This window comes from Flavobacterium frigidum (assembly GCF_048286735.1).
In the GTDB taxonomy this organism is placed as follows: Bacteria; Bacteroidota; Bacteroidia; order Flavobacteriales; family Flavobacteriaceae; genus Flavobacterium.
Genome location: NZ_JBLVPU010000024.1, coordinates 22,047 through 42,889, shown reverse-complemented (window position 1 = coordinate 42,889; position 20,843 = coordinate 22,047). Strand labels below are relative to the sequence as shown.

Sequence of the window (20,843 nt, the reverse complement as noted above, 5' to 3'; positions counted from 1 at the left end):
CATGAAGGATCTAGAACTTTGTTTTGATGCAAACAGTTTGAATAGATTATTCCCATTTTATCTTTTTCTGACTCCAGATTTTGAAATCATAAATTTTGGTTCAAGTCTGGGTAAAATATGTCAAGATTTAAGTAATAATGCACTGTTTACAACTGTTTTTAAAATTACCAGACCACAACTAGATTTAATTTCCTTTCAGGAAATTGTTGCGCATTGCAATAAACATATTGTTATTCAGCACAATACATCTGGTATTACACTTCGAGGGCAGTTTGAGTTAGTGGGCGCGAATATATTGTTTGTGGGCTCGCCGTGGTTTACCACAATGGTAGAACTTATGAACAAAGGCTTGACGTTTGAAGATTTTGCTCCAAATGATCCTTCAATTGATTTGTTGCACGTTCTTAACAATGCTGATAATACCTCTAAGGAATTAAAAGAATTGTTGACAACCATCAATGATCAAAAAAACAAACTGAAACAGGCCAATAAAGAAATCCAAGATATTGCGCTTTTCCCTACCCAAAATCCAGATCCTTTAATACGAATTGATACGAAAGGGAATCTACTAAGACGAAATCCAACTGCAGAGCAATTAAAAACATTTGTTCATAACGAAATTGAATATAGTACAGAGGATTTTTTTAAGTACATTGCTACACAAATAGATTTTGACAAAGAGCGCTGGATTTTTGAAACCCAAACTAATGGCAAAGAGTATTCCTTTGTATGTAAAACTATTAAGGATTTTGGTTATGTAAACATTTATGGACGTGATGTAACAGAACAGAAAAAAAGCCAAGCAGAGTTAAATAGATTGTCTCTTGTAGCTAGTACTAATGTTAATGCGGTAATTTTTACAGCACTTGATGGCACTATCAATTGGGCCAATGAAGGTTTTGTGAAACTTACGGGATACTCCTTGCAAGAGGCAATTGGTCGTACCACTCAGGATTTATTTTATGGAGCCTTAGCGGATCAAGTTGCATTTGATGCTATTAACAAAGCAAAAGAAGCAGGAGAACATTTTAGTCAAGAATTAATTCATTATAAAAAAGATAGTACATGGTTTTGGGCAAAGGCTGAGGGCCAACCTTTATTTGATAGTAAAGGAAAAGTGAAAGAATATTTTGCATTAATTGAGGATATATCGACTAAAAAGCGAGACGAAGAGGAGCTTAAAAGGCTGTCACTTGTAGCAAGTTTAAACAATAATGGTATTGTTTTTACTAAGCCTAGCGGTAAAATATTTTGGTGTAATGATGCGTATACTACCTATACAGGCTATAGCAAAGAAGAAATTATAGGAAAAACACCAGTGCAAATAGGTAGGACTTTGGATATTGACGATTCGCAGTTGGATATTATGGTAAGTTCTTTTTATAATGGATTTCCATTTGATGTTGAATTAAAACATGGTAGGAAAGATGGTAGTTCTTTTTGGGCAAAGGTCAAAGGGCAGCCCATACTTGATGAAAACGGTGAGGTTACCCAATTTTTTGCTATGGTTGATGATATTTCTCTCAAAAAAAGGTACGATGAAAGTTTACAAATTGAAAAAGAAAAGTACAGAGGAATCATTGCAAATATGAATCTTGGATTACTTGAAGTTGATCTTGATAACAATATTACCATGGCTAATCACGGTTTTACAACTATGAGTGGCTATACACAGCAAGAGCTTTTGGGAAATAATGCAATAGAAATTTTTGTTAATGAAATTGGTAAGGATGTAATAAAAACTAAAGATATATTAAGGTCTGAAGGATTAACAGATTCCTATGAGTTGCGTGTTTTTGATAAAAATAATCAAGAAAGAATATGGCTTATTAGCGGAGCGCCAAACTATGACTTACAAGGAAATTTAATAGGTTCAATAGGCATACACCTTGATATTACAGATCAAAAAAATCAAGAGCAGCAACTGTATTTATTGTCATTGATTGCAGATAAAAATTTGAATTCTGTTATCATTGCAGACAAGAAGGGGCGGATAGAATGGGCTAATACAAGTTTTTTAAAGATGTCAGGATATTCTAAAGAAGAAATTATAGGGCGTGCTCCTGGTGAATTGCTACAAGGGCCAGAATCTAATCCTGAAGTAATTCTGTATCTAAGAAATCAAATTAAAAAAGGCCTCCCTTTTAATTGTGAGATTATCAATTATTCAAAAAACAAAGAGAAATACTGGGTGCGTATTCAAGGACAGGCCCTATATGACAAAAAGGGTAAAATAATCAAATATTTTGCTATTGAGGAAGATGTTACCGCTCAAAAAGATTTAGAATCACAAAAAGAGGATTTGATATCGGATTTAGCAAAAACTAATAAAGAACTTGAGGATTATGCGCAAATAGTATCACATGATTTAAAATCACCTTTACGCAGCATTAATTCGTTGATTACCTGGATTAAAGAAGAGAATATAGATAGCTTTGACGCACAAACTCAAAAATATTTTTCATTAATTGAGCACAAAGTTGAGAAAATGGATCATCTTATCGAGGGCATTTTAACATATTCTAAAATTGATAAGGAGATAGCAAAATTAGAAATTATAGACACACATGAAATTGTACAGAGTATTATAGACATTATTCATCTTCCAAATCATATTACGGTATCTATTATAAGTACGCTACCTAGAATTAAAGCAGATAAATTTAGAATACAGCAATTGTTTCAAAACTTGATTGGTAACGCAGTAAATTATATAGATAAAAGTCAAGGTTTAGTCGAAATTAGTGCCGTTGCAGATGGGCATAGTTATATTTTTTCTATAAAAGATAATGGCATTGGAATGCCAAAAGAAATTCATTCAAAAATATTTGAAACTTTTAAGTCTTTTACAACTAGTAAACATTCAACAGGTTTAGGCCTTTCAATCGTAAAAAAAATTATAACTTTCTATAACGGTGAAATTTGGTTAGAAAGTCAAGAAGGTGTGGGTACCACATTTTTTGTAAAATTAAATAAAGAATCATGAAAATTATTCAAGCAAGTAAGTTAGCTCATACAGGTTGGAGATACATACAAGAAAAAGTATCATTGAAAAAACCACTGGTTTTGGTTTTTGGTAATCGATATTTATTAGAAAAGAGTGAAGTTTTACAGGATATTCGTAAGGAGTTTCCGTATGAACATCTTGTTTTTGGGTCTACATCTGGTGAAATTTCAGGCTCTAGTGTAAATGATGATTCTATTTCGGTAGTAGCTATAGAGTTTGAAAAATCAACTTTTGTTGTAAAAAGAGAAAATATTTTAGATCATAACACTGATGCTAAACAACTTGGTGAGCACTTGTATAACCAGATGCCTAAAGAAGATTTGAAACATTTATTTGTGCTCTCAGAAGGAAGTTTTGTAAACGGAAGTTCTTTAATTGCAGGACTTGAGTCTAATCTACTTTCTGGATTATCCATAACAGGCGGGATGTGTGGTGATGATGCGCGTTTTGAAAAAACACTAGCCTCTTATCAGGAAGATCCAAAAGAAGGCGAAGTGGTTCTTATTGGATTTTATGGTTCTACATTGGAGATTTCTTACGCAAGTTACGGTGGTTGGATTCCCTTTGGCCCTGAACGAGTCATCACGAAAGCAGAGGGAAATATTTTATATGAAATTGATGGACAACCAGCATTAGATCTTTATAAAAAATACTTAGGTGATAAATCTATTGAGCTGCCGCAAGCCTCTTTATTGTATCCGCTGAATGTAACTCCACATGGCAAGAAAGAGCCAGTAGTGCGCACTATTTTAAACATCGACAATGATGCTCAATCTATGATTCTCGCTGGTGATGCTCCCGTAAATTCACGAGTTCAACTTATGATGGCATCTGTTGATGGGATTGCGCAAGGAGCTTTTTCTGCTGCAAAATACGGTATTAAAAATAGAACCACCGCACCTGAATTAGCGCTATTGGTAAGCTGTATCGGTAGGAAATTAGTAATGAATCAACGTGTTGAAGAAGAAATAGAGCATGTTCGAGAGGTTATTGGTTTACAAGTTCCTATTGCAGGATTTTATTCCTACGGAGAAATGGCACCATTTAATGGGGAGACTGCCTGTGAGTTACACAATCAAACAATGACACTAACTTTAATTAGCGAATAATGCATTCATTATTAAAAAGGCAAATAGATAAAAAACTTGTAGGAGGCTTAAATGATTTAGATGTTTTTTTGGTTGCTATAAATGATTCCTATCAAAATTATGAGAGTCAAATAGAAATGTTACAAAGGGCTATGAAAATTAGTTCCGATGAATTATTCGAGGCAAATCAAAAATTACGTGATGAAGCAAAAAGTTTAAAAGGGCTTAATAAAAACCTACAATCTATACTTGATTCTATGAGTTTAGGTGAAGTACTTGCATCTAACACAGAGGTTTTTGATTCTTCTGAATATATCAAACAACAATCTATAGAAATAGTAAAAATTAATAAACAAAGAGAAGAATTATTGTTTAATCTTGAAAAACAAAATACCGCTTTAAACGAATATGCGCATATGGTTTCACATGATTTAAAAGCACCTTTGCGTAGCATTGACACTTTGATAAACTGGTTTATTCAAGACAACGAATCCTTAATGAATGAAGCAAATTTAAAGTCATTGAATAGGATTCTATTAAATGTTGAGAAAATGGACTCCCTTATCAAAGGCATATTAAATTACTCGTCTATAGAAAATCATACCCATGAAGAACGTATAATTGATGTAAATGTAGTGCTAAATGATTTTTTGAAAACAATAGATATCCCCAAAAACGCTTCCGTTAAGGTGATAAATAAGCTCCCAATATTGAAAGGGAATGATTTTAGGTTGAAACAACTTTTTCAAAACTTAATTCAAAATGCGCTTAAATACAATGATAAAGAACACATTGAAATTGAGATCTCAAGTACCGAAAAGGATCAAGAATATTTATTTCAAATAAAAGATAATGGAATAGGAATTCCAAAAGCCTATCAACAAAAGATTTTTGATATTTTTTCTAAATTACAAAATGACGATAATTCCTCAGGCATAGGATTATCAATTGTAAAAAAAATTATAGAATTTTACAACGGACAAATTTGGCTGGAAAGTCAAGAAGGTATTGGTACAACTTTTTATTTTACAATTGCAAAAGACAATGGAACAGCCTAATCTAAATTATATCAATGAATTGTCAGGAGATAATCTTGAATTCAGAACTAAATTAATTGGGATTCTTAAAAAAGAACTCCCAAAGGAAATAATAGGCTACTCTGGAGAAATGGAAAATACTAATTTTTTAGAGGCCGCTCAATCTGTTCATAAACTAAAACATAAAATATCTATACTAGGTTTAGAAAAAAGTTATTATATTGCTGAGGAATACGAAAGTGATCTAAAAAATAACTCGACAAACTTGGCTGTAGATTTTGAAAATATTTTAAAAATTATGCAAGAGTTTGTAAATCGTTTGTAATACCTCTTACTGTATGAATTGCATTATTATTGATGATGAAGAGATGGCTCGAGCAATTATCACTAAGCTGATTGTTGTATGTTCAGAACTCAAACTTGTCCAAGAATTCCCTAATGCCATTCAGGCAATAAAATTTTTAAATCATACTGAGGTTGATTTAATTTTTTTAGATATCCATATGCCTGATTTTACAGGATTTGATTTTATTCAAAGTTTAAAAAATCCACCTAAAGTAATCTTAGTCACTTCAGATAAAAATTTTGCTATCGAAGCTTTTGAATACGAGTGTGTAATAGATTATTTGGTAAAGCCAATCACTGAAGATCGTTTTCAAAAAGCAATTCAAAAAGCAAACTCTTACAAAATAGCGCCAAAGACATTGGAAGTAAAACCAACTGTGGAGGACAATGCAAATGAATTTTATGTTAATATCGATCGAAGATTGATAAAAATTGAAATGGCATCTGTAAATATTGTTGAAGCAAAGGGGGATTATATCCATATCAAAACGGAGAACAAAAATTATGTAGTTCATTCTACCCTAAAGAAAATAGAAGATAAGTTACCTAAAGATTTATTTTTAAAAGTGCATCGCTCCTTTATTATCAATACTAAAAAAATTATTGATATTGAAGACAATAGTGTCTTGATTGCCAAAGATGTAATTCCAGTAAGCCGGGCCAATAGACCGGAGTTAATGAAAAGACTAAATCTTTTATAAGCTGTTCGTCCCTAACAAATTGTATTTCAACTATAGTAAGTCTTGACTAATCTAAGGTTTTATTTTCTCTTTAATTGGTTAGTTATCTTTGATTAGTAATTTCAAAACTACGATCATGAAAAAGAAATACTTTTCAGTTAATTTACTTTTTTTAATACTATTCTTTCAGTTAGGATTTTCACAAAGTACAAGTACAGTTGGTAACGCCTCGGGTAGCTGGGTAACACTTATGAAAGGTGATAAGTTCGATCCAAACGACGATCAGCAGTCAGTAGCCGATACTGATTTCGTGGGTAATGCTACTTATGCTATGGTTGAAACTCAAAAAGTGAGCATCAATTTTACTGACGGATTGACTGATGATGTTTACTTTTTTAGAGTTAGAATGGGACAAAGTAACCCATCAACTTCTTTTTATTTAGGTATTGATGTTTCAGGTGATTTGATCGCAGATCTTTTTATTGAAGCGAATATGAAAAGTCAAACGCCTTATGTTTCCTTTCATAAGAGAGATTTTGCGAAAACAGGTTTTTCTCCCTCACAAACTTCTTGGTTAAACGGAACTAGAAACAATGAATTATTTCTGGACATGCGTAATGCTAATATTTCGACTTACAGTGCAGGAACAAATATCGACGGAGGAAACAGTGGTACGGATACCTGGATAGAATTTGGGTTTACAGAAGAAAGTTTAAAGGCATATATTTTAAGTAATTTTGGGGTTACAATTACAGGAAATTCTGCAATTGCATTGTATGGTTTTACCTCAACAAGTCAAACTTCTAATGGGGATGTAGCAGGTGTAAATGATAAACTGCCCGGGGTATTAGATAAGAGCTGGGAAGAATTAGGAGTTATTATTAACGGAACATTAGACAACATTGCATCTGGAGAAATTTTAAAGCCAACAGTAAATTTACAAACAACCACAGATACTACTCCTGTTATTTCGGGTACTTGGGGAGGAGAAATGCTAGGCGATGATACTTTAACAGTAATTATAAATGGGATTACTTATTCCCAAGAAATTTATATCAATAATACAAATTGGAGTGTTACAATTTTATATCCCGAAATGTTACCTGGAACCTATGGAGTAGTAGCTAAAACTACCAGAGCCTCCAATAATATAACAAGTACTGATATAACCACTAACGAATTAATTATAACAAGTTCTACAGAATTAACAACTGTAACATCTGCAAATGATGGAGGGCTAGAAAGTAACGGAGATCTAGCCACGCTTATTGCTAAAAGAAATTTTAACAGAACTAAAACAAATAGTTATGCCAATAAAAAAGGAGCACAAAAAAAGTTTATTGCCTCTTCTCTTTTGGCTAAAGCAACCAATTCAAGTACTAATTTTTCTGATATAATTCCTAATACAGCAATGCTTGGTACTGAAACCACTTATGTTTCCAGTCCGATAGATTTAATTGGAATCACAAATGCAAAAGAAGTCTACTCTGTGGATTATTATCAAGGAGACAAGCGTGTGGGGGCAGTTTTGGCTACTGTTACTAAAGGGGCTGTTTACAGTCATTCTAAAGTGATTTGTGATCGTTTGAATAACTCTTCGCTTGAGAACATAGTAACGATTAATTTGAACGGCTACGAAATCATCTTGGTCGAAATAAAAAGAGCTAATGGATTGACCGAATATGCTGTAAATTTCTCTGTACAGCAGTTACTCACAGCAAACATGCTCCATAGCTATTGGAATATAGAACAATATCCTGCAGGGGATTATCTAAATTTTCAGGTTTGGGGATCTTCAACAGCTCAGGTTTGTCATATTGCAAAAGGAATTATTTCTAATATCCAACAACAAAAAATGTTATCTACCGAAGTTGTTGCTAATAGAATTCCTAGCGTATTTGTAAAAAATGGATTCTATAAAAACGGAAAATTAAATTTGGCCATAATTAATAAATCAAGAGCATTTAATTTAACTTTTGAAGGAAATAAAAAAATAACGGAGTTAGCTGCTCCAGAATTAGTTTCTCTGAATTTAAGTTTGTCTGGAGCTTATCAACAAAATATAGTGTTGGATTTAGGCGGAATGTTTGATATTGGACTTTCAATTATTGGAGATAAGTCAAAACAATTGGATGGGTTGTATTTAGCAGACGGTCCTTGGGGCCTAGATTATTCTAAAACAGAAACAACCATTTCTTCATTTATGATAGATAATATTCCAAATACTAGCATTACAAACGATCAATATGCGATTGAAAGAAATGCCACAGTTAGCGGTAATGTTTACGGGACGATGAATTTATTTAGAAATATTCTTCCGGGAGAGTTAGCATTTGATGCAGGGGATTACTCAGCTATAAGTTTTGCAATTCAAAATTCATTATCTGTTGAGGCAGTTCTGGTAACAGATAGCACAACAGACTGGAATGACAGATTGCGTTTTCAACTTCCAGCAAATGCAACTACAGCAGATGTGAATGTGCTTTTTGACCAGTTTACAAATCCAAAAGGACAAAAATACAACAAGGAAAAAATTAAAGGAATTGTCTTCTCTGTCCAAGGAAATTATAATGCTTTTCAAACATTTGAAATTAAAGTTTCCCAATTAGTTTTTAAAAATGCAAGTTCTTTAGGTACGGCTGATTTTGCAAATAGATTGACAAAAAATCTCTATAATTATCCTAATCCATGCCAACTTTCGACTACGCTTGTTTTGCCTAAAATAACCGAAAGTGCTACCGTAGAAGTGTTAGATATCTCTGGAAAATATTTGTTTACAAAACAATATAAGAACATACCTTCAAATAATGAAGTAAAAATACCATTAGATAATTTAAGCAAAGGGACTTATTTGTTTATTGTTACAACAAAAGAAAATGAAAAATTACAAACCAAATTTATCATAGAATAGTAAAATAAATAGTGTTTAAAAGACTGCCGCCACGGGCAGTTTTTTTTTATTTCGAAATTTACTTTTTTGCTTTGGGTTTTACAATAACTGACATATTTGTAGTTTAAGTATTATAATTTATAAAATAAAATGTACTTAGTCGATTTTTTATACATCTTTAGCGATAATTTTATAAATTTGATATGAAAGTTAAATTATCAAAAATGAAAGTAAAATTACACCATACACAACCATTTCTAGAAACAAATAATTTTGAGGATCGTCCTGGATACTATTTGATTTCTTTAAAATGGTCATTGATAAATGAAGAATACATTACTTTTGTTCGGAAGGATGCTTTTGCTTATTGTTATAATTTGGATTGGGCTGGACCTGTAAGTAAATCTGATGCAGAAAAAAAAGTGGTAAAGGATAAAATAGTAATGGTTCATCAATCAAGAATAAAATCTTTTGTCATTAAGGTACTTATAGATGACATAGAACGGTTTGTATTACCTAATACCGAAGAGGTTAGAAAAATAATTGGTTTTGAAGATATTAATTTACAACTTGTAGTTTAAGTTAGTTTTTAAACCAAAATAATAGTGTACTGCTATTTTCTGCGTTACTAACTAAAAGAATATGTTTAAAAAAAAAGAGGCTGTTGTTTAAACAGCCTCTTTTTTGGTTTAAATCGGTTTGGCAATGTGTTTATTTTAAATCGAAAATTGGTTTATCAAATAAATTCCATTTTAATCGCAATCCAACTTCATTAAAAGTGAATCCAGCAGCTGTGGTTGATGCAATATTACTTCGAGTACCATAAACATTAACTAATAAACGATCAGAGAATTTATAACCAAATTTTGTCTGCACTCTATAGGTCCATTGTTTAGAATTATCTTCTATAAATTGAAAACCAGTTGCCACATTAGCATTGTAAAACCAAGATTTAGCTTCCACAATTTTCTCATCTTTTAGTATTTCTAAAAATAATTCGACAGCATTAAATCTCTTTGGACTAAAATAGTCAGTTGGTACTTGATTTTTAAAAGCAATGTATTGATAGTTAAGCCCGCCTTTTAAAACAGGATTCGACATGAAGTTATAATAAAAAGAGGTAAATAACAGGTTTCGAGAATTGTTGTCGGTTTGAGCCGTGTAAAAGTATTGTGTAAACCACCCAAAATTAAAATTGGTACCCATATTGTAATTTAAATAATAATTATTGGTTGCAATTTGTTTGTCAATTAAATCCGAGTTGAAATTTTGTACTTCCCTTTTATATCCAATTTCTAAATCCTGCAATTTAAATGGTTTTGCTTTAAAATAGGTATTAATCAATAATTGATTGTATTGTGTTGTGTTCGAATTTGCTGAGGTAACTCCCACATCTAGGGTGTAACTTATTTTAGGATGAAACTTATAATCAATGCCTAATAAAAAATCATTGGTTTTTGCACTTACGTTTGTAACGTTGTTTTCAGTTTTTCGATATTGATAAGTTGTGTTAACGGTCCATTTTGTTGATAATGGTATCGAAATAAGGGAACGTGTAGACATCGCCGTATTGTTACCATTGTCAAAAGAATAGCTTAATTTTTCTTCTAGATACGGAGTGAATTCCGATTTTATTTTTTTCAAGAAATTTTCGGCATCATTTTGATTTTTGAAAATTTCTAAAGTTTTTGCAACAGCACCCAATGAATTAGTTACTTCTCCTGAGGCATAGTAGGCATTTGCAATTCCGAGGTTTCCATCAAATGATTTTGCATCATTTCCTAAAATAGCCGAATAGTATTGGATGCTTTCTTTAAAATCACTGCGATAAATGGCTAAAGTTGCGGATAGAGCCAACAGCCAGTTTTCATTAGCATATTTGGTATTTAACTCGGATATTTTAAGTTCTGCCAGTTTGAATTTTTTATTCCAAATCAATGCTTGTACATGCCGTTCCTGAGTTTGTTTGTTTATGTTTTCATCGGTGTTATTTTTTACTTTTTGGATGGCTTCTTCAGCTAACACCAAAGCTTTTTTGTCTTTTCCGTCAATATGCTCAATTAATGACAGTCCGTTTAAGGCAATTATTGGATCGTTTTTTGCAATAACGGAATAGGTTTCTTTGCCTTTAGTTATATTTTTAGTTATTAAATATAGATTGGCTTTGTTTAATAGCGTTTCCTTATCATCAGGGAAATCAATTAATATTTCATTATAAAAAGTCTCCGCTTCGGTATAGCTTTTTTCATTTACCTTTTGATTGGCATATCCTAATTTTATGTATTTTCTGGAAATCAACGGTCCAGGATTACCTGGAGATATTTCTAACGCTTTATTGACTTGAAAAAGCGCCTCTTTAAATTCTTTTAAATTAGATAAGGTATTCGCAAAGCCAAGATGACCAACAAAATTATCAGGGTTTCTCTCAACAAGTCCGCTGTAAAAGACTTTAGCTTCATCAAATTTTTTGTTCCAAAGTAAAGCTTCAGCATAATTCAATTCAATTTCTAAATCACCTGGGTATTCTTTTTTTAAATCTATAAAAAGATCCAATGCTTTTTCGGATTGTTTATTAAGACCGATAGCTCTAGCATAACACAAACGTGCCGTTTTGTTTTTAGGATAGTCCTTTAAAATATTTTCGAAGAACACTTCGGCCTTTTCAAATTCTCCTTTTTCCAAATTACTGAATCCTTTACTCATATCTTGAGCAATTCCAAAATTACTTACAATAATGAATAGAAAAAAGATAGTTTTTTTTAATAGTTTCATCCGCTTAAATTCTTAATTTATATGGATGCAAGTTAAGTATAAAGCTGTGATATTTCACCTACAGCAAATGGCTATTCGTCGAAGAATTATAAAACTTCATACTAATACTGCTGATATTTGTATCAATAGTAATAACCAAAATTCAACAATTATGTCAATTCAAATCACATATAATGGGGGAGTTTATGAAGTTAATGGCTTGTTAAACGCCCAGAATGGAAAATCTTTAAAAAATCATTTTGAAGTGCTGATGAATCATTCAAAAGGTATGGTTCTTTCTTTGAATAAAGTGGTAGATATTGATAGTAGTTCGGTGAATATTATTTCGGATTTGTATAGAAAAGCGCAGAAAAACGATACGTTATTTTACATTATTGGAAAGGAAAACCAAAAAGTAAAAGAACTATTTAGCGCATTAAATTATTACGACATTCTACTTTAATTTTTTTAAACATCATCCTATGAAAATAGCTTCGTATACTATTCCTTCGATACCAAAAAAATTTAGTCCTGAGCAGTTATTTATGGTTACCATACTTTTTGTAAATGGAGGTAATTATTTGTATAATTTATTGTTGGGACGCATATTGGGACCGGCTGAGTTTTCGGATGCAGCTATTTTAATTACATTTTTGTTGATTTTGTCATTTGTAGGAATGACTTTCCAGATCGTATCAGCCAAATATGCCGTTTTATTCGATGAAATAAAATTATCCATTTTTACGAGGATGATTACAAAATATGCCTTGTTGATGGGTTTTGTAACAGGAGTGGCAATTTTATTTTTCAACCAGGAATTACAAAATATATTTCACACAAAAACTGCATCAATGTTTATGATTTTTGGTTTTGGAATACCATTTTACTTTATCATGAGTATCAATCGAGGTTTGTATCAGGGAAAGAATATGATGAATAAATTAGCGTTTACCTATCAAACGGAAATGGCGAGCAGGCTATTGCTTACCATCACTGCCGTATTAATACTTCCTATGGTACCTCCTTCAATAATTGTTGCAATAGGAATAATGGTGTCATTTATCTTTGGATTAATTCCTGTTCAAAAAAAAATTATAACGTCAGTAAAAATCTCAAATAGGTTAGAGTCTCCATACGATTTAATAGATAAAAAAGGTATTGTTACTTTTTTCATGTTGACTGCCTTTTATGAGTTAACTCAAATTATTATAAACAATAGTGATATAATTTTAGTAAAGCATTATTTTAATAATGAGCAAGCTGGCTTGTATGCGTCGTTAGCATTAATAGGCCGTGTGGTTTATTTTGTTGCTTGGATGTTTGTGATGCTTTTGTTACCTAAAGTAATTCAGCTAAAAAAAGAAGGACAGGAAACACAGCCAATTTTAATGAAATACGTGGCTTATATTGCTATTTTATCTACGATCATAGTTTTAGTCACGTTCATTTTTCCAGAAACGGTTGTTCATTTGATGTTTGGAAAAGCCTATTTACCAATCGCTTTTTTATTGTGGAAATATGCTTTGGTTACTTCGATTTTTGCTATTGCAAATATTTTTGCCTATTATTTTTTATCAATAAATGAATACATTCCGGTTGTGGTCTCAGCACTAATAGGATTGACCCAAATAGTTTTAATTGTATTATTTCATAACTCCTTGCAACAAGTGGTAGAAATGCAGCTAATTGCAATGGTAGCATTATTGTTTTTTCAATTGTTATTCTTCTTTTATCATAATAAAAAGAATGTTCGTCTTAACAAATAAACCACTCATCGAAAAGCAATTAAATACGATCCAATGAATGAAGATATTTGTAGTATCAAAAATGAACAACCATGAAATTAGCCGTAGTAACATCATTTCCCCCTAGTACAGTAACCTTAAATGAATATGGGTATCATTTGGTAAAAAATTTCGTGCAAAGAGCAGAAATTTCAGAGCTACTTTTGATTACTGATATAACAAAGGAACCAAAACAACTTGACTTTGAAAACAGTAATAAAGTTTCGGTTAAAGAGTGCTGGGAGTTTAACAGCTACGCAAATATATTCACCATTTGCAGAACTATTTTGAAAGAGAAGCCAGATGCTGTTTTGTTCAATTTGCAATTTGTGAAATTTGGAGATAAAAAAGTTCCGGCTGCTTTGGGCTTATTGATACCAATGATTTTGCGTTTTTTAGGATGCAACACAATTGTTTTATTGCACAACATATTAGAACAAGTAGATCTTGAAAGTGCGGGGTTTACTAGTAACAAATTGGCACAAAAAGCTTATAATTTTATTGGTACCTGTTTAACAAAATGTATTCTTAAAGCGGATAAAGTTGCGGTAACTATCAGTAAATATGTAGTTGTTTTAAATGAAAAATATAAGACAGATAATATTATATTAATACCTCATGGGACTTTTGAGCTGCCAAAAAACCCCAATTTTGATTTACCTCAAGGTCCCAAAAAGGTATTGGCATTTGGTAAATTTGGCACTTATAAAAAAGTTGAAATTTTAATTGATGCTGTTGAGATAATTAGAAAATCCAGTGATGAAGCAATAGAAATTGTAATTGCCGGAACAGATAGTCCTAATACTCCTGGTTATTTACAACAGGTTAAAGAAAAATATGCACATATTCCTGGAATTATATTCACCGGTTATGTTGAGGAAAATCAAGTCGCAACTATTTTTAACGAAAGTACGATGGTTGTATTTCCATATACTTCTACTACAGGAAGCTCTGGAGTTTTGCATCAGGCTGGAAGTTACGGTAAAGCAGTAGTAATGCCAGATTTAGGGGATTTAAGTATTTTAGTTAAGGAAGAAGGGTATAAAGGAGAATTTTTCAATCCTGAAAGTACAGAGTCTCTGGCAAAAGCCATAAAAGCAATTTTAAATGACGATGATTACCGCAGAGAACTAGCGATGACGAATTATAAGGCAGCTTGTGAACTATCGATGGATAAAATAGTACAAATGTACATAGGCAATTTTAAACAAGTCAATTATAATAAATTATTAAGATGGGTTAATGATTAATAAATAGAAAAGAGGGCTTCTGTTTTCCATTAATATTAATAAATCCAAAGCGTTTCTGTCTCTTTTTTTGCCAGGGCCATTTACCTGCAACCTGATCGGGAACATGAGGAAAATCATATAACGTCCAGGACATAAAGGCAAAATTATTTTTTTTGAATACGGCTTGCATTTTTTTGTGATATTGTGCTTGGTCTTCTTCATTCGAACCTCTCAAATTCCATATCCCTTTGTATGATGGCACGCCAAATTCTTGAATTACGATAGGTTTTTTTGTACTTTCTCCCAGATTTTTAGTTTCTTTTTCCAAATCTTCAATTGCATTGTAAAAATGATACGAAACAAAGTCAACTTTATTAGCTAAATGAATCGCTGCTGTAGAATTTGACCAGCCTATAGTCACTAAATGATTTGGAGCATTTTCTTTCACCACAGTAATCATCTGTTCCAACCAACTTAGGACATTAGTTTCATCTCTGTTTTCAAAATCTAAATTGGGTTCGTTCTTTAAATCCCAAGCTAAAATGGCTTTGTGATCCTTAAAGGTAGAAACAATTTTTTCAGCGTGTCTGTGCGTTAAAGTCCAGTTTTCTAAAGTATAATCGCTATAAAAATCAAAAAGAGTAATGATGACAAATAGGTTTTTAGTTGCGGCTAAGTCTAATATTTTTTTGAGTTTATCTAATTTTTCTTGTTTGACATCAGCTCTGCCAAAATCATCGTATTGAATAAAAATCCGGATAGTATTTAGCTTTGCATTTTTTATAATATCAAAATCTTTACCGATGGTATTTAGGTTAAAAGCATTTCCAAAGGTGTCCCAAGCTGAATTTTTCGGGTAGTAATTGATTCCTCTTACAGTGAAATCACTATTGTTTTTTGTGATTTTATCTCCTTTTATTTTAAACACAGGATGAGATTTTACTGTATCTATAGGAAAGGTGTTTTTTTCTATTTTTTGCAAATGGCGCACCCGCCAAAAACCATCTTCTAAAAGCATCATTACTTTATACGATGCCGTGTCCTGAACTGCTGCAATGAGTTTTTTCTTTTGATATATTTTTTGATATTCAACTACATTTTGATCAGTAAAAACTACTAATTGGCCATCGGCACTGTAAAAGTCTAATTTTGGATTGTGTTTTAAGGTTGTGCTTTCAATATTGATTTCATGCTTTGCATTTTGTTTTATAGTATTGTATAAATTTTGACGTGTGTTTTGCGTATAATAATCTTCAATGCCGGTTTTTGTATTGTCTTGCAACGATTTATTCTTAACGTACCACGAAAACAGATAATCTTTTTCGATTGTTTTTAAAGTAGTAAGCTCCATAACTCTTCCAGGATTTGTAACGCTTTCCCAAACAACTTTTGGTAAATAAGTATTAAAGGTTTCTTTCTCTAAATGTAGCATAGAAGTTCTGTCAGCACCCGAATTTAAGAAATCAAGTACTTTACTAATACCCAAGAGTAACAATACATTTATAAGAATGAATGATAAAATGAGAACTGCTCTGGTTATATTTCTATTGTTGATGAGGGTCATAGTATTTTGTTTCAGATTTTTGAGTAGTGCCTAAAGTAGTGATTTCAAATTGATACTTTTTTTCTTTATAAAAATCAAGTGGAAAATGAAATTTTGCAATTCCATTTGACGTGTCTTCTTGTAATGTCGCTACAACTTTGTTTTTATGAATGATTTTCACAGTAACTTTTATTCCATTAGGAACCGATTGGTTCATAAAGCTTTTTAATGGACCTACGATAAGTGTTCTGTTTCCATCATAAAAAGTATAATTGAAGGTGGATAGGATAGGTTTGTATGCAATGTTCAAAGAGTTACTCTCTGCAATTCCTGTAATATATCCTTTTACAGTATAAAAATCGGGATGATCTGGATGCAATAATTGACCTGTAGCGATTCCTTTTATTGTGGTGCCAAAAGTTTTCAATATTGTGTTGTTTTGAGTCGTGATAATAAATGACACCAAAGTTCCGTCACTCACTACATTGTCAAAATAGTCTTTAATTATCGAGGTTGATAAAGTTGTTATTTGATTGCCGTCTGCAAAGTCATGATTTCGAGTGTAATTGATACTGAAATTAGTTGCTATATTGGGGTAGACTTCAGCTTCTATTTCTTTTGTGGCAATGTTTTTACATTCTGTTGATACTAAAATTTTACCGGATGGTCTGCTGGAAAATATGTTTTTCCAAGCAATGAAATCTTTGGTTTTTTCGGTATCAATTGTAATTTTGTTTAAAAATTGATTTTTTATTAAAACGGGAGTGTTTTTTATTACTGGATTGTCAAATCCGTCAGTCGGAACTGCAACCATCATCGTGAATTCTTTACCGCCTGCCAATATGCTAGGTGGTCCTAAATAATTTTCAATTTGAGTTTGCGTGTTTTTATTAGGAATGATTTCAAAAATGCCTTTTGCCACCGTTTCTTCATCAACAATTAAAAACCAAGATACTGTACCTGTTTTTTTAGAGTAAACTTCGGGAAGTATAAAGGATAATTTTCCGTAATTATAAGTTCCTTCTAGTAGCGTTTTTCCATAGGAATGAATAATATAAAGTTGGGGATTTGTGGTTTTAGAGTCAGATGAAAATTGAATTTTTATCTCATTTCCTGCGACAAAATATTTAGTTTTTGTACTTAGAGTCAAAATTTCCCTTTGAGTTGTTTCCAATGAAGTTCCAAACGCCAAAAGAAGCACGACAGTTAGTAAAAAACCGATGTAAATTGTTTTTCTCATTATCTTGGATTTCCAATATAATTGTTAATTTCTACTTTGATGAAATCATAACCTTTCCCTTTTGCTTTTTGTAGTTGTTCTTTTTCACTGTTATTATTTCTATTTGGGACAACATCTTTTGCAATTGATTCGTTAGATAATCCGTTTACAAAACAGTTTTTCAAGGAGGATTGTAAAAGTTTTATTTTGCTTAAATCCAGTAATAAATAATCAAAATATTGTTTGCGTTGTACTCGTACTCCCGCTCGAACAAAGAAATGATCCACATAAATTAAATTTTTATCACGGTCAAAATACGAAACTAATAACTCTGGAATGGTTACTTCCTGTATACCAAAATTAAATAAGGTTCCTTTTAGATGCTGATCGATTATCTCTAAATCGGATAATGCAACTTGTGAATATAAATCGGTTATAGCAACGTTTCCAGCACATTGAATATCAAATGCTACTGGAATGTTAGCAATTTCTAATGGAGTAAATTCATTTGGATTAAACGTAGTTGGTTTTGTATCGGTATTTTTTAACCAAGCAATATCCTCAAAGTTTACTTTGAAGCTCGTAATTTCTTTGGGCATTAATTTGTGTTTTATCACATATTTAGCATTATGAGTAGCTAGTTTTTTATTGTTATTGTCATATAAAGTTGCTTTCAATGTAACATCTGCGGGAACATTATCTACGTTCTGTAATTCGCCAATAATAATGTATTCTTTATTAAGTTTGATTAGTTGTGCCGAAAGAATTTCAAGGACAGGTTGTTTTAATACATCATCATGATAGGTCTGTTGGGTAGAAATTGCTCTTCGACCATGTTTGAAAAACCCGGTACCATTATTAGAGATAAACTGATCCGGAGGAATATCTAAATCAAGTTTTACGGGTGTAATAAACCACTTTCCATTTATTTTAGTCACGTTGTGAATGTATTCCTTAGTTATTATTTCCAGTGGAGTGACCCATTTTGTTTTGGCTACTATTTTGGCGTTATCTTTCGTTTGGTCTAAAATAGTAATATCAATGGCATCTAGTTTAGCATAGGAATTTAATATCCCATCAGCCACGGATGTTTCAAGCATAAATTGAGAAATTGATAATTTGCTTTGCGGATTCATAAACGAATATGCTTTTTCGAATTCTTTAAAATCTATAGCGTCATAGTAGGATTTGACAACGTTTTTTGGGCTGATTTGCGTTGCATTGTTGAGGTAAAGTTTATAAACGAAACTCGTAATAATCAGCAGTAAAATGACAGCCCAAATATGTAAAATTAGGATTAGTTTTCTTGAAAAGGTAGTGTACGAAACATTAAAATTGAAAAAAACTGGAGAAACTGTTGTTTTTAACTTTAGTGCTTGATACAGAATCATTTGAATGTTTAGCACAAATGCAATAACGACCGTTAATAAAGGAATAATTCCCCACATTAATTTTTGATAAACGGGGACATCCTCTGCGGGAAGGATTTTAGACAATGGTGGAATATTTAGCTTTTCCCAGACCATGATTCCATTTTCAAGCAGCGTTAATCGGTGCCAACCACAGAAATATAAAATAGGATCATAAAACTTATCATTCGAAAGAACATATTTCAAGTTATATTTTTCAGGAACAGTAAGAAACTGTTGCAAAGATCCGATTCCTTCCAAGCCTCTAAATTTTGAGTTCTCCAAGCGTTCTACCGCTCTAGAAGTCAATTCAGGAAGTCTTCTGGCAGAATGGTAATTGCCATCTACTGTGAGTGCCTTAGTTTGATACGATAAAGTAGCCATTTGATCTCCAAAACCCAGCGGTAAATAACGCCATTGGTCGTGCTGATCCTGATTAAGGAAATTTATGATGGGTAATGTATTTATTTTTTGAGGTTGAAACGGTCTGAAATAGCCCATTGTAATGGTGAAAACCGCCATTAATAAAAAGGCTCCTGCCATTAATCCTCCTACGATTTTATAATACACAGATCCAAATTTATTTTGTACCGCTTCTTTTAAATCTCCTTCAACAAAACGATAAACAAATTCTCCAAACATGGGTAAGCTCATAATAGATGCCCATAAAGTGAAACGGTCTAAAGTAAGTATGTTAAAAGCATTTTTCCCCAAAACCATTAAGGGAATGGGTGTAGTACCTCCTGTTCCTAAGATTATTAATAAAGTTATAGAAAATCCAAAAAACAAATAGCGTTTGCTGTAATATCGATATAAAATGTAGGGTAAAAAGAATAGTAAAATTCCCCATGGAATCAAAAAAAACATCAGTCCAGATGAGGTGACTTCAATAAAATTATCTCGGCTTCCGTGCGGAATAGGAACTTGTGTTATAGGGTTTTTCTTTGAGTTTATCCAATACGGTAAAATACAAACAACAATTAAAAATACAGAAGTGGCGCCAAATAGTACAATTCTTTTGAATAAGGAAAGGAACGATTTAAAGAAAATTTTAAAAGTGACCTCTTTGTAATTCGTTACTTTTTCTCTCGAAGTATCCATAATTACCATTCCAATGAGCGGAAAGACGAAAAAAATCATACCGAAAAGTGGAGTTACATGATGGGAGCAAACTGTAACTGCCAATAATGATATCGAAGAAAAAAAGTATTTGTATTTGCCGGTTTTAATCCAAAAATAAATTTCGGGCATCGAATGCATCAAAACAGAGATTCCTATAATACTGGGCAGTTGCCCAAAAATATGAAGCGTTTCTACAAACGAAGAAGAAAAAACAGCCAAAAGTGCAGTGTAACCAGCCACAGTTCTATTACCTGTTAATAGTAAAGAAAAGCGATAGGCGCCTGTAATAAATAGTAAAATACCAATTATGGCTACCGAGAACAATCCAAATTTTAGTCCACCAACTAATGACAAAATACCGATGGACTGATGAACCAATGGAGGATATCCCATTACTGTAAAGCCGGTATACCAGCTATAGTTCCACGGTTCAAACCAGCTATTTGCATAATGATTAGCAAAAAACAAATGAATTAAAGCATCATAAGTATTCTCTAAAGTAAAAAAGATTGCGCTAGAGTGAAATACAAGTCCTATTAAAATAGCCGTTATTAAATATTTATTAGATTTTTCTTTCACTAAAATTTAGTATTATCAATGATGTAAATATAGGGAATTAACAATATATTAGTATAATTTTAAAAGGTAAGTGATTTAATCCATTCATCTATACTTTTAGCGCATTCGTCTAATAACTTGATACAATTTTCGCTATTGAAATAACTTTGTTTACTAGTAC

14 protein-coding genes are annotated in these 20,843 nt (G+C 32.0%); 10 read left to right on the top strand and 4 right to left on the bottom strand.

What is annotated here, in order from left to right:
- The first annotated feature begins 1 nt into the window (after position 1).
- The 7 genes from ACNQGO_RS13320 to ACNQGO_RS13290 all read left to right on the top strand — a co-directional run bounded on the left by ACNQGO_RS13320 (position 2) and on the right by ACNQGO_RS13290 (position 9,628).
- On the top strand, positions 2-2,986 hold the full coding sequence (locus tag ACNQGO_RS13320; protein ID WP_417947427.1) for a PAS domain S-box protein: 2,985 nt from the start codon (positions 2-4) through the stop codon (positions 2,984-2,986).
- A complete protein-coding gene (locus ACNQGO_RS13315; protein WP_417985562.1) occupies positions 2,983-4,116 on the top strand; it encodes an FIST signal transduction protein in 1,134 nt (377 codons plus the stop codon). Before ACNQGO_RS13320 ends, ACNQGO_RS13315 begins: the two co-directional genes overlap by 4 nt.
- On the top strand, positions 4,116-5,153 hold the full coding sequence (locus ACNQGO_RS13310; protein ID WP_417985561.1) for a sensor histidine kinase: 1,038 nt from the start codon (positions 4,116-4,118) through the stop codon (positions 5,151-5,153). Before ACNQGO_RS13315 ends, ACNQGO_RS13310 begins: the two co-directional genes overlap by 1 nt.
- On the top strand, positions 5,140-5,457 hold the full coding sequence (locus ACNQGO_RS13305; RefSeq protein WP_309760621.1) for an Hpt domain-containing protein: 318 nt from the start codon (positions 5,140-5,142) through the stop codon (positions 5,455-5,457). The genes ACNQGO_RS13310 and ACNQGO_RS13305 overlap by 14 nt, the downstream gene beginning before the upstream one ends.
- A gap of 13 nt (positions 5,458-5,470) precedes the next feature.
- Positions 5,471-6,178, top strand: a complete 708-nt coding sequence (locus ACNQGO_RS13300; protein WP_417947730.1) for a LytR/AlgR family response regulator transcription factor — start codon at positions 5,471-5,473, stop codon at positions 6,176-6,178.
- 115 nt (positions 6,179-6,293) lie between these two features.
- Entirely contained in the window at positions 6,294-9,068 is a 2,775-nt protein-coding gene (locus ACNQGO_RS13295; RefSeq protein WP_417985560.1) for a T9SS type A sorting domain-containing protein, read from the top strand.
- Between the two features lie 203 nt (positions 9,069-9,271).
- The gene (locus ACNQGO_RS13290) at positions 9,272-9,628 is read left to right on the top strand and encodes a hypothetical protein (protein WP_417947778.1); all 357 of its coding nucleotides are present in this window, start codon (positions 9,272-9,274) and stop codon (positions 9,626-9,628) included.
- Between the two features lie 130 nt (positions 9,629-9,758).
- On the opposite strand, the gene ACNQGO_RS13285 is transcribed toward ACNQGO_RS13290, so the two are convergent.
- Positions 9,759-11,819 carry a tetratricopeptide repeat protein gene (locus tag ACNQGO_RS13285; RefSeq protein ID WP_417985559.1) on the bottom strand — a complete coding sequence of 687 codons (2,061 nt, stop codon included), beginning with the start codon at positions 11,817-11,819 and terminating at the stop codon, positions 9,759-9,761.
- Positions 11,820-11,970: 151 nt separating this feature from the next.
- Here ACNQGO_RS13285 and ACNQGO_RS13280 point away from each other — a divergent pair, with 151 nt between their 5' ends.
- From ACNQGO_RS13280 to ACNQGO_RS13270, 3 genes are all read left to right on the top strand, one after another.
- Positions 11,971-12,261 carry an STAS domain-containing protein gene (locus ACNQGO_RS13280; protein WP_309760627.1) on the top strand — a complete coding sequence of 97 codons (291 nt, stop codon included), beginning with the start codon at positions 11,971-11,973 and terminating at the stop codon, positions 12,259-12,261.
- Positions 12,262-12,280: 19 nt separating this feature from the next.
- The gene (locus tag ACNQGO_RS13275) at positions 12,281-13,564 is read left to right on the top strand and encodes an oligosaccharide flippase family protein (protein ID WP_417985558.1); all 1,284 of its coding nucleotides are present in this window, start codon (positions 12,281-12,283) and stop codon (positions 13,562-13,564) included.
- 71 nt (positions 13,565-13,635) lie between these two features.
- Positions 13,636-14,832, top strand: a complete 1,197-nt coding sequence (locus ACNQGO_RS13270; RefSeq protein ID WP_417947511.1) for a glycosyltransferase — start codon at positions 13,636-13,638, stop codon at positions 14,830-14,832.
- Here the strand turns inward: ACNQGO_RS13270 and ACNQGO_RS13265 are convergent.
- The 3 genes from ACNQGO_RS13265 to ACNQGO_RS13255 are packed head-to-tail and all read right to left on the bottom strand — an operon-like array spanning position 14,822 to position 20,683.
- Entirely contained in the window at positions 14,822-16,375 is a 1,554-nt protein-coding gene (locus ACNQGO_RS13265; protein ID WP_417985557.1) for a glycoside hydrolase family 2 TIM barrel-domain containing protein, read from the bottom strand. The two genes, ACNQGO_RS13270 and ACNQGO_RS13265, sit on opposite strands and share 11 nt — an antisense overlap.
- Positions 16,356-17,594: a hypothetical protein gene (locus tag ACNQGO_RS13260; RefSeq protein ID WP_417985556.1), complete on the bottom strand. Its 1,239-nt coding sequence runs from the start codon at positions 17,592-17,594 to the stop codon at positions 16,356-16,358. The genes ACNQGO_RS13265 and ACNQGO_RS13260 overlap by 20 nt, the downstream gene beginning before the upstream one ends.
- Entirely contained in the window at positions 17,594-20,683 is a 3,090-nt protein-coding gene (locus ACNQGO_RS13255) for a hypothetical protein (RefSeq protein ID WP_417985555.1), read from the bottom strand. Before ACNQGO_RS13255 ends, ACNQGO_RS13260 begins: the two co-directional genes overlap by 1 nt.
- Between the last annotated feature and the right edge of the window lie 160 nt (positions 20,684-20,843).